Genomic DNA, 10536 nt, shown 5'->3' on the forward strand with positions numbered 1-10536 from the left:
ATGTTAAATACCTAAATATAAAGGACTCCCAATGAGGATTAGACTGCTGTGCGCCTCCATCGCCATACTGCTTAGCGGATGCGGTGGTGGCTCAGAAGATGCTGGCACGACCACACCACCGACTCAGCCGCCAGTACAACCTCCCGCGCCGGTGCAATACATTGCTAGTAGTGTGTCAGCAAATGGCGGAGCCTTAGATCCAAGCAGTCAAAAAGTGGAGTCGGGTAAAAGCGCTATTTTTAGCATTACTGCCGATATTGGCTTTGCACTCGAAGGCATTACTGGCTGTGGTGGCACGCTCAATGCGCTAACTTACACCACTGCGTCCATGACGGCGGATTGCACTGTCACGCCGACATTCATTACTAACGCCGAAAATGCCATTAAGCACCAAGACCACAGACTTGCCAGTGCGAGTGAGTTAATTGATTTCAGCATCGCCGAACTCGCTAGTATCGACATCAAACGTAAAGCCCAGATAAATCAGCTATATCAAGGTGTCGGTAGCAGCATCTCTTGGCACCCGACTCACGACTCAATTACCTTTTCGAGCTTTATGCCAGAGAACAATTTTACTGTTTTGCCATCGAATATCGATGGCAGTGGTGCAAGCGCGGCTCGCGGTTTAGTGATGGCGGGCGAGCAACAAGGGCAAAGATATGCGGCCATGGGAGGAAATCTCTTTTCCGTCAACACTTCAGCTCAAACCGATACTTTGCTGAAAAATCTTTTAGGCTGGCTGACCAAAGGCGCCGATAAAACCGACGGCCTCAGTATAGTGACCACGCAAATGCCGAGCAAAGCCGACAGTTGGTACTTTCCCCATAACGAAGGTATTCGCACTTGGCTTACAAACAACTACCCCGCAGCCCATAGCATTAATGCGGCAAACACCTGTGACTACAGTGAGTTAAGCAACTGTATCGACACACTCAAGCCCGATGTGATAGTGATTAGTGACATAGACCGTCAGTCCCTCGGTTTTGCAGGCATTAAAGCTGCTATCGCTAAGGCCAAAGCGGCGGGCATTCCCTTGCTGCTCTCAAACTACTGGCGCAATCAAAGCCCAATGCTATCGCCGCTTTATCTTGAAATGGGGCTTTCAACCTCAGGTAATTATTGGTCAAAGCTCAATGCCAACGACCTCAGTGTGACTGATGTTTTGGCTGAAGATACTGCCCTGACTAAGGTAAATAATTTGCTCGGCAAGCTCAATGAAGCAAGCTTCGATACCTCAGTGCTTAACGACTGCACAGGCAATTATCTCAGCTGCAATGCTGCCGCCTTTGTTGACTCGTTCAAAGCGGGCGCAGATTGGTATCGCAGCAATGCCGAAACCTTAGATAACAACGCAATTGATGTGTTTACCAAGGCAGACTTCCCTTTGATGAAGGCCGGACTGTTACTCGCCGATAAGTATCGCAGCGAGATTGATTACCCTATAGCCTACAGCGAGCACGCACAATGGCAGCAAGCCCTGTTTGCCGATTGGACCGTCAGCTATGCCCGTACCCATAACTTAGCCCAGCCAGATTTGGGTGAATATGTCACCGACAGAGCCAACCTCAGCAAGGGCAGCAATGCGCACTACGCTTACCCTGCGACAGTCTCAGAGCGTAAAACCATTAGTGTGCCCTATGCAGGCCAATGGACGACTACAGGCTGGTATGCACTGCCGGGTCAAACCATCAAATTTACTCGCCTCGATAGCAGCGCTGCGAATGTGGAGATCAAACTCAACTACCACAGACGTAACACTAACCGCGCCTATGAGCAGAAAATCTATCGCGGCCCATTGGAGTTGACACAGCAACGCCTGCGCTTAGCACAAGGGAAAAGTATTGAGTTTTCCTCCCCCTACGGCGGGCCGATTTATCTATACATCAATGGTGATGCTTCGAGTGTTGATGGCGCGTTAAGTGTTGATGTCAACGCTGAGCATGTCGCTAAACATCCGACCATTATGGATTTCTCCAATCCAGCTGAAATCGCGGCCTTTAACGAACGCATTCAAAATACCGAATTACCCCATGTGGACTTGCGCACCGATGGTGCAGAGCAGCATCTACGTCGCGACCGCTTCTTAAACGCCATAGGTATCGATATGCCTGATGTCAACGCGCTGCTCAACAGTATTGTCGATAACCATATCAACAGCGTTTACACCTTAGCTGGCCTTAAAATTCAAGGTAAGAGTTTAACTGAGTCCTTACCCGCCGATGTGCTGGCGGCCTGCAAAGGACTGTTTGGCGACGACTGTATCGACAATAGTCTGCATACCCGCACTATTATTCAACACGCCAATTATGACCAAAATGCCCAGTGCGGAGCCGGTTGTAGTGGTAATCCTTGGGATGCGGCATGGAATATCGACCCAACGGGCTGGGGTGATAACCATGAGTTAGGCCATAATCTGCAAACGAACCGCCTCAATGTGCAATATGCCGCGGCAAACAATAGTGACAACTGGGCAGGTTATAGCAGTCGCGCTGGCGAAAACTCCAACAATATCTTCCCTTATGTAGTGAAGTGGAAAACCCATTATCTGCGCGATGGTAATACAAACACAGTGATCGATGGCCACATGAACCACAAGGATCTCTTCTATGTGTTTATGTCCGATGCCGCGGGTACAACAGACTCCAGTGGTAAACGCGTAGTGTTTGGGGCTAACTGTAAAGTGCTTGATGCAGGTGAAGACAGATACACAGCGCCTTGGGCCAGTAATGCTTATGCTGTGCATAACGGCTATCGCATGGCGTTTTACATCCAAATGGCGCTTAAGGCTCACGGCATAACGCTGAGCGATGGCACCATGCTGAACAATGGCTTTAATCTCTTTACCTTGCTGTATCAACACAGTCGTATTTTCGGTAAATATGCCAATAACGCCCGTGATTGGGAAGCGAACCGCAGCAAACTGGGCTTTAGCCAATTTCCGTTTGACGGCAATAGTGTCTACGGCGGCAAAACCGTGAAAGATATCCCCGGCAACGACTTTATGTTGGTGTCTTTGAGTCAGCTCACAGGCAAAGATTGGCGCAGCCACTTTGATATGCTGGGCCTGCGCTACTCAAGCCTTGCAGCAGCGCAAACGGTCGCTAATGCGACCTCGGGTACTATGCCCATGGGCATGTATGAGCTAGAAACCGACTTGCCACCAGAGAACATGAGCCAAGGTTTAACCTTTGTGTCACTGTCACTCACTGATGGCACTACACAGTGGAAAGGCGTGGGTTCGCCAACCCAGTGCACTAAACCATAAGTGCACTAAGCCTTAATCGCGCTAAGATACTAACGCAACTGATAAACCTCGCTCTGGCGGGGTTTATTTTTACCTGAAAAATGTGACCTAAAGCACATACCTAGGCTCAGATGACGTGCACCATTTAACTTCTTATATTTTTAACAATCATGAAATTAATGAGGTAAATATATGGGTTATTCGATAAAAGATCTTATTTATCAAGGCGAAAAATCAGGTGTGCACAACTGGGGAACGCTAGAAGGGAAGAGTTTTTACTGGCATCCAGATTGGTTCCATATTGCAGAGGATATGACGGGTCATATGGCCACTGCAACTATCGATAAACAAGGGGAAAAAGCAACGCAAAGCGAGGCTGAACAGTCAATCATTAAGCATCTCAATAAGAGTGGTAAATAGCTTGTAGTGGCAAAGATTTTAGTGCCCGGAGGCGATCGCCCTGCGGGCAATTTTGTCGATTAAACCTGGCGCGATCAGCTTAAGCCAACGCCCCAAACGACCGCGAAGTGAAGTGATAAGTTGTCGGCCTCGAGTCGCAATCACAGGTAACATCATATTGGCGCATTGCTCGGCCGTCAGTATCTTAGCTTCTTGCATCGGTGACTTGCCTAAAGGATTACCCGCACCATCAAGGGCGCGTTTGTGAATTTGTGACACCACAAAATCAGGGCAAATTACCGTCACCGCCACATTATCGTCCGCGAGCTCAATCCGCAATGAATCGAAAAAACCAATCACGGCATGTTTAGATGCGGCATAACCGCTACGAGTGGGCACGCCTGTTAATCCAGCGACTGAGGCCACAACGACCACTTGGCCCTTACTGGCCTTTAAATGGGGTAAAGCGGCATGGGTCAAATACGCAGGCCCAAGATAATTCACTCGCATAATGTCTTCGAGTACAGACAGTTGAGTCAGCTCGTCGAAACGTGACCACATAGTCATGCCAGCATTGTTAATCAAAATATCGAGATGTCCGTAATGCGCGACCGTGGCTTCAATTAAGGCTTCGCACTGTTCAGCACGAGAAACATCGGCAGCGAATACAAAGGGAGGTAAACCATAATTAGCGATTTCTAAGGCGAGTGAAGCGAGACGTGTTTCATTGCGCGCACTGATCACGAGCTGGCAGCCCATTCGCGCCAGTGCCACAGCGAGTGCCCGACCAATACCTTCTGAGGCACCCGTGATGATCACGACCTTACCAGTGAGTCCATCCATAGTCATTCCTTTGTTATCGCCATGTTAATTACGCCTTTGGCTAAATTGGCATAATCATGCTAAAAGCGCAATCCTTCACGCACGTTGTGCAAGCCTCATCTCATATTGTTCACGATAATTAGCTAAGGGTTGTGGGCGCCCTATTGCATAACCTTGCGCGTAGTTAATGCCGATGCTCAATAATCTGTCGATAATATCCTGATTTTCAACAAATTCAGCAACAGTCTCGATCCCCATAACCCGACAAACATCCTGAATCGATTTAACGATAGCGTAATCTTTGGCGTTCACGGCAAGATTCTTGATAAAACAACCATCGATTTTGACATAATCGACAGGTAATTCACGCAAATAGCCGTAAGAGGCAAAACCACTGCCAAAATCATCCAAGGCAAACGAGAAACCGAGCTTACGTAACTGCTTCAACATTTCCATACCACGATTGCGATTTTGGATCGCGGTGGTTTCAGTAATTTCAAAGCAAATACATTGACTTGGAATATCAAAAATATGCTGCTGCTGAGCGATATATTCCACCATACCTTCGGCGCCTAAACTATTGCCAGAAAGGTTGATCGAAATACAGTGATCAGGCCAAAGTACCGGATGCAAAGACAACCATAAAAAGGCTTTGCGGATCACTTCTTTATCAATATCGGGCATCAGCTTAAAACGTTCAGCCGCGGCAATAAACTGCGCAGGCGCCAAAATACGGCCACAGGGTTCTTGAATTCGCAGCAGGATTTCCATGCGTTGTCGCTGCGGACCACTGCCTAACCCACGGATCGGTTGGTAATACAGTATCATCTCGTTTTCTTCAATCGCCTGTGCGATACGTACCGCCCACTTAGGCGCGTTTCTTTGGTAAGTGAGCTCTTTATCTTTATCATCGTAAAAATGAATTTGATTGGCGCCCTTTGCTTTAGCGGCAATGCAGGCAATATCCGCGTCTTTCAATAATTCTTGTGCATCAATATAGGGGGCTCGGCCAAAGGCAACACCTATGCTGAGACCAACTTTATAGTTACAGTTTTTGTCATTCAGCACTTGCATGGAGACTTGCGCGATCATTTGCTTCAGTAATTGCGCCACAGATAAAGCACTGCGATTACAAATCACTAAACCGAACTCATCGCCACCAAGGCGCGCCAATAGCTCCTGTGGCCCAAGACAAGCCTGCATAGCCTTAGCCACCATAGCGAGCATACGATCGCCTGCAGTATGGCCACAGCTGTCGTTAATCAACTTGAATTGCTCTAAATCGAGATAACAAACCGCGATGGTTTTAGCTGAGGCGGCAAATTGAGGGAGCTGTTCATCAAACGCCTGACGATTTAGCAACCCAGTAATGCTGTCGAAATTAGCTCTTTTTTGGAGTTGGTGCTTAAGTAACTCTTCTTGAGTGATATCCCGCAATACCACGACAGTGCCGACAATAGCCTTATCGTGATTACGCAAATTACTAATGCTGCGTTCCATAATCCGCGGCGTAGCGGTCAATAACTTGATTTTCTCGACCTGTGGTGATGACTCGCCAAGACGAATACAGGTAAAAACCGCCTGATTCAACTGATCGCCAGCCTTTAACAGGCTGGCAAGGCTCTGATCTATGGCATAACAACTGGCAACATCCAAAAGCGACTCGGCCCGCGGATTCATATAAATCACTTTGGCATCGACGTCGGTTAAGATCACGGCTTCTGCAATGGATTCTAAGGTGATTTTCGCGCGTTCTTTCTGCTGATAAATTCTGGCCAGCAGGCTATTAACGCGGCTGGCAAGCACTTCTAATTCCTCATTGCCCTCACTGGTAACAGGTTGATAGACACTGGACATAGGATCGACCAACGCCAATTGCTGCATCAAGTTTTTAAAGGGTTTGAGTAAACCTGAGCGCAACCAAATATAGCCAAGGCCAACAATAAACACGCCAAATAGAATGAAACCGAGCGATACCCAATCGAGCTTAAATTTCACCTCTTGGAAGGGCCCCTCGGAGAACTGCACTTGCAGGTAAACAGGTTTGTCTTTTAACAGGCTGGGTATTTCAATGGTGTCACTATGAACGCCCTCAACACTTGCCGTGACAGCGTTAGAGTGACTCATAGTCACTTTAGTTACCAATAAGGCCTGCGCATATTCAAGTAAGTCATTATCGGTCAACTGACGCACCAGCAGTACAGATTCATTAGGTGCAGAAGCCACGGCGGTAATGACATAAGCCTGCCCACCAATCAAATATGCACCAGCAACACTGGGCTTATTAGCGCTAATAATGGCGCTGGCAATTTCCCGCAGCTCATTAGACGCAAAAGTATATTCATTGGGGAAAAAAGTCTGCAGTTCGCCTTGGCGTAAAATATACCAACTAAGGTTGGCCGACATTGAACTATCGTGCCACGAGGACTCTAGCTTTTTTAGTTGCACTTCATCTAACTGCGACAAAGGTAAAGCGTAGATATTCGTGAGAAAGGTTAAGCGGTCAACATCAATTTGAAACTGCTGCTGGATATTAGCAAGTTCACGATTAGCACTGTCTTGGCGCAATAGCTCGACGCGATGGTCGTACCAACACCCCAGACAATAGGAGACAATGACCACCGCGGGGAGACAAAAGCCCGCAATAAATACCAATATTTTCTTGCCAATGTGCATCTCTTACCACGGCTTGTTATGACTAAATTGATTGACGGCCTTGCATAATCCTTCACTGCGCCATGCAACATATCTCATTTGCGAATAGTATTAAACATCACTTCGCTTTAGTCGTTGCTAAAGTAGACATTTTCATGCAATCAAATCAATTTTATACCTTTGATTTAAAAATAAAATTTATAAAATAAACGATTATGAATTTTACTCTTTATCAAGATAATTCACACATAATCAGAATGTGAATATAGGGTGCTTAAGTCGTTATCTAAATGTAAGACTCATTAAGCTCGCAGACGATAGAAATCACCACATACGCTCATCCATAAAGATACCTTCGCCAGAAGCTCCAACGCTATCAAACCCAAATGTCAGAAATAAAACAGGCCCGCAAGCGGGCCTGTTTCGCAAACCAAAAATTACTTATGGTATTGCTTTGATTGCGCATGAACCGCCTTGATAAAAGCGCCGGCATGCTCTGGATCGACATGCTGATGGATGCCATGACCTAAGTTAAATACATGGCCAGTACCCTCACCATAACCCGCTAGGATATGGCCCACTTCTTCTTCGATACGTGGAATAGGTGCATATAACATTGAAGGGTCCATGTTGCCTTGCAATGCAACTTTATGGCCTACACGGCGACGGGCATCGGCAATGTCTACAGTCCAATCCAAACCTAACGCATCACAGCCAGTTTCTGCCATCGCTTCTAACCACAAACCACCACCTTTAGTGAACAGCGTCACTGGCACTTTGCGGCCATCGGCAAAACGTGTTAGACCATCGACAATCTTCTGCATATAACGCAAAGAAAACTCACGGTAAGCAGAGTGCGATAACGCGCCGCCCCATGAGTCAAAAATCATTAGTGATTGTGCACCATTAGCCACTTGAGCATTCAGGTATAAGATCACTGAATCGGCTAATTTATCTAACAGCATGTGTAATGCCATTGGCTCAGCGTAAGCCATCTTCTTAATTTTTTCGAAAGTTTTGCTCGAGCCGCCTTCAACCATATAAGTCGCTAGGGTCCAAGGTGAACCAGAAAAGCCAATTAACGGCACTGCGCCATTCAGTTCACGGCGAATTGTGCTAACGGCTTTCATCACATAACCCAGCTCATCTTCTGGATCTGGAATTGAGAGCTTTTTGATCGCATCGATAGTGTCTGTAGGGCGCTCGAAACGTGGGCCTTCACCCGCCTCAAAATACAAACCTAAACCCATAGCATCGGGCACTGTTAAAATATCGGAAAACAAAATCGCCGCATCGAGATCATAACGACGTAAAGGTTGCAGCGTGACTTCACAGGCAAGCTCATGATTTTTACACAAAGACATGAAGTCACCCGCTTGAGCGCGAGTAGCTTTATATTCAGGAAGATAACGGCCAGCTTGACGCATCATCCACACAGGGGTCACATCGACAGGCTCTTTTAGTAGGGCGCGTAAATAACGATCATTCTTTAATTCTGCCATTGGGCTTGGTTCCTAGTCTTATTGAGATCCGCTGGGTCGGTAGTTTAGCATTTACGCGAATAATGTAACCTTTATGTGCAAATATATGTGAGCTATTCCCCATCATTGGCGTCGATTTGACCGCATAAACCGGAAAATGTTATCCAACTAACATACTGCTCATTTATTCGTAACGAAGTCACACTCAGACAGAAAAAAGTTGCGCCGGTTCCCCGCCTTTGGTATAAAAAGTCTGCGCTAGCAAGAACAATCAAGAAGCTCGTCGCATCGAGCCTGCTATAAACTTTACTCGCCCAACGATAGGTTTCTATCGTTGGGTTTTTTATTTGTATTTTTTGATGCAAAACAGCTGGTTTGTCCATTTCATCATTCACGCAAAATCGCATGAAAAGAGTTGATCGATTAGCGACTTGTCCCTACATTAGAGTTATGTGCTGGCACTTAAATGGAATGCATCATGCTGAGAGAACTTGAAAAAGCGGAACAGAAGTGGGGCGGCTCAAATAAGCTTATTGATCAATGGCTAAAAAATCGTCGCAAACTGTTAGTGCATTACTGCCAAATTGCTGGGCTTCCTCCTTACAGTAAATCAGAAAAATCACTTCCCTCGTTCGAACATGTTAAATCTTTCTGTGACTTATTAGTGGACTATGTCTCTGAAGGCCATTTCGAAGTCTACGATAAAGTCGTTAATGCCTGTAGTGAATATGGTGAATCAAGCAAAACACTCGCGCAACAAGTATTGCCAAAAATAACGCCAACCACGAATGCGGCATTAGACTTCAACGATAAATATGCGGAAACTCAAGACGATCTCGTATTGTATCAACTCGATAAAGATTTATCTGAACTTGCCCATAACATGGAAACTCGCTTCGAACTCGAAGATGAACTACTCGAAGTACTCCACCGTAAGCATTCAGAACACACCCAGTAAGCCTCAATCAATTTAAGCGCACTTTGTTGTGTTCGGTGCGCTTATCTTGACCAATCCAACGACTACCGAAATATATGGGCTCACTAACAAGTAATGGCTCATTAGAAACGTCGGTTAAAACCTATCTCTAGCAACTGCAACTAAATATGAAATGCTCTTTACGCACCTCACCCATCAAAGAGCTATACTTTAACGCCTCAGTTAAGTGTTAACTAACCTAGCCAGTGAACGCCAAGAGCAGTCTGTAATAATTTATGAGCGGCACACACGGATTCGCGCAAACGTATGCGCATTTCTCTGATTTAACTAAGGCAGCGATGTTGTGGGATTATGCGTGTTCTTCATGATTATAACGTGATAATCAATTAGACATATAATTAATGTAAATGGTATTAGGCTGATTTCACAAATTTCAGATGCAAAAAAGCCAGCTTATTCAGCTGGCTTCGTTACATCTCAATGAGATAATTAGGCGCTTGGCGATGACCTACTCTCACATGGGGAGACCCCACACTACCATCGGCGCGTTTGCGTTTCACTTCTGAGTTCGGGATGGGATCAGGTGGTTCCACAAGGCTATTGTCACCAAGCAAATTTTGTATTCTAGGAAATGACACTAGATTGTAATGGTGCTGATACCCAGAATCGAACTGGGGACCTCATCCTTACCAAGGATGCGCTCTACCGACTGAGCCATATCAGCAATTCTATACTAATCAATTAAGATTATTTAAATTATGCGCTTGGCGATGACCTACTCTCACATGGGGAGACCCCACACTACCATCGGCGCGTTTGCGTTTCACTTCTGAGTTCGGGATGGGATCAGGTGGTTCCACAAGGCTATTGTCACCAAGCAAATTCTGTTTATTACCGTGTCCATCTCTGGCTCACGCTAATAATAATTCGGAAAGCTGATTTGCTTTGTTTGAGTTCACACTTTATCAAGTATCTCTATTCTGTCTAAGTTCGCTTAG

The 10536-nt window shown here is 46.1% G+C and carries 6 protein-coding genes, 1 tRNA gene and 2 rRNA genes; 3 read left to right on the forward strand and 6 right to left on the reverse strand.

All coding sequences use genetic code 11. The features are described from left to right. Positions 1–31 precede the first annotated feature (31 nt). Both Q4Q57_RS12775 and Q4Q57_RS12780 read left to right on the forward strand, forming a co-directional pair. On the forward strand, positions 32–3265 hold the full coding sequence (locus tag Q4Q57_RS12775) for an ImpA family metalloprotease (RefSeq protein WP_311891032.1): 3234 nt from the start codon (positions 32–34) through the stop codon (positions 3263–3265). A gap of 171 nt (positions 3266–3436) precedes the next feature. Further along, the gene (locus tag Q4Q57_RS12780; RefSeq protein ID WP_006079908.1) at positions 3437–3664 is read left to right on the forward strand and encodes a hypothetical protein; all 228 of its coding nucleotides are present in this window, start codon (positions 3437–3439) and stop codon (positions 3662–3664) included. Between the two features lie 18 nt (positions 3665–3682). Here the strand turns inward: Q4Q57_RS12780 and Q4Q57_RS12785 are convergent, their stop codons facing one another. The 3 genes from Q4Q57_RS12785 to hemE form a co-directional block, all read right to left on the reverse strand. Beyond that, positions 3683–4486 (reverse strand): SDR family oxidoreductase, encoded by an 804-nt coding sequence (locus Q4Q57_RS12785; protein ID WP_259580091.1) that lies wholly within the window; start codon positions 4484–4486, stop codon positions 3683–3685. Positions 4487–4561: 75 nt separating this feature from the next. Then, positions 4562–7141 (reverse strand): EAL domain-containing protein, encoded by a 2580-nt coding sequence (locus tag Q4Q57_RS12790; protein WP_311891033.1) that lies wholly within the window; start codon positions 7139–7141, stop codon positions 4562–4564. 416 nt (positions 7142–7557) lie between these two features. After that, positions 7558–8622, reverse strand: a complete 1065-nt coding sequence (gene hemE / locus Q4Q57_RS12795; protein ID WP_063884476.1) for a uroporphyrinogen decarboxylase — start codon at positions 8620–8622, stop codon at positions 7558–7560. A gap of 457 nt (positions 8623–9079) precedes the next feature. Between hemE and rsd the strand changes: the two genes are divergently transcribed. Beyond that, positions 9080–9559, forward strand: a complete 480-nt coding sequence (gene rsd / locus Q4Q57_RS12800; protein ID WP_220777117.1) for a sigma D regulator — start codon at positions 9080–9082, stop codon at positions 9557–9559. Between the two features lie 474 nt (positions 9560–10033). On the opposite strand, the gene rrf (Q4Q57_RS12805) is transcribed toward rsd, so the two are convergent. The 3 genes from rrf (Q4Q57_RS12805) to rrf (Q4Q57_RS12815) form a co-directional block, all read right to left on the reverse strand. Next, positions 10034–10149: ribosomal RNA gene (gene rrf / locus Q4Q57_RS12805) — 5S ribosomal RNA — on the reverse strand. A 37-nt stretch (positions 10150–10186) separates the two neighbouring features. Then, a tRNA-Thr gene (locus Q4Q57_RS12810) sits at positions 10187–10262 on the reverse strand. A gap of 38 nt (positions 10263–10300) precedes the next feature. Then, a 5S ribosomal RNA gene (gene rrf, locus Q4Q57_RS12815) occupies positions 10301–10416 on the reverse strand. Between the last annotated feature and the right edge of the window lie 120 nt (positions 10417–10536).

This window comes from Shewanella sp. SP2S2-6 (assembly GCF_031931965.1).
In the GTDB taxonomy this organism is placed as follows: Bacteria; Pseudomonadota; Gammaproteobacteria; order Enterobacterales; family Shewanellaceae; genus Shewanella; species Shewanella baltica.

Excerpts from the sequence above, each read along its gene's own strand:
- Q4Q57_RS12785 (WP_259580091.1), bottom strand. The coding sequence starts at position 4,486 with ATGGATGGACTCACTGGTAAGGTCGTGATCATCACGGGTGCCTCAGAA.
- Q4Q57_RS12780 (WP_006079908.1), top strand. The coding sequence starts at position 3,437 with ATGGGTTATTCGATAAAAGATCTTATTTATCAAGGCGAAAAATCAGGT.
- hemE (WP_063884476.1), bottom strand. The coding sequence starts at position 8,622 with ATGGCAGAATTAAAGAATGATCGTTATTTACGCGCCCTACTAAAAGAG.
- Q4Q57_RS12790 (WP_311891033.1), bottom strand. The coding sequence starts at position 7,141 with ATGCACATTGGCAAGAAAATATTGGTATTTATTGCGGGCTTTTGTCTC.
- rsd (WP_220777117.1), top strand. The coding sequence starts at position 9,080 with ATGCTGAGAGAACTTGAAAAAGCGGAACAGAAGTGGGGCGGCTCAAAT.
- Q4Q57_RS12775 (WP_311891032.1), top strand. The coding sequence starts at position 32 with ATGAGGATTAGACTGCTGTGCGCCTCCATCGCCATACTGCTTAGCGGA.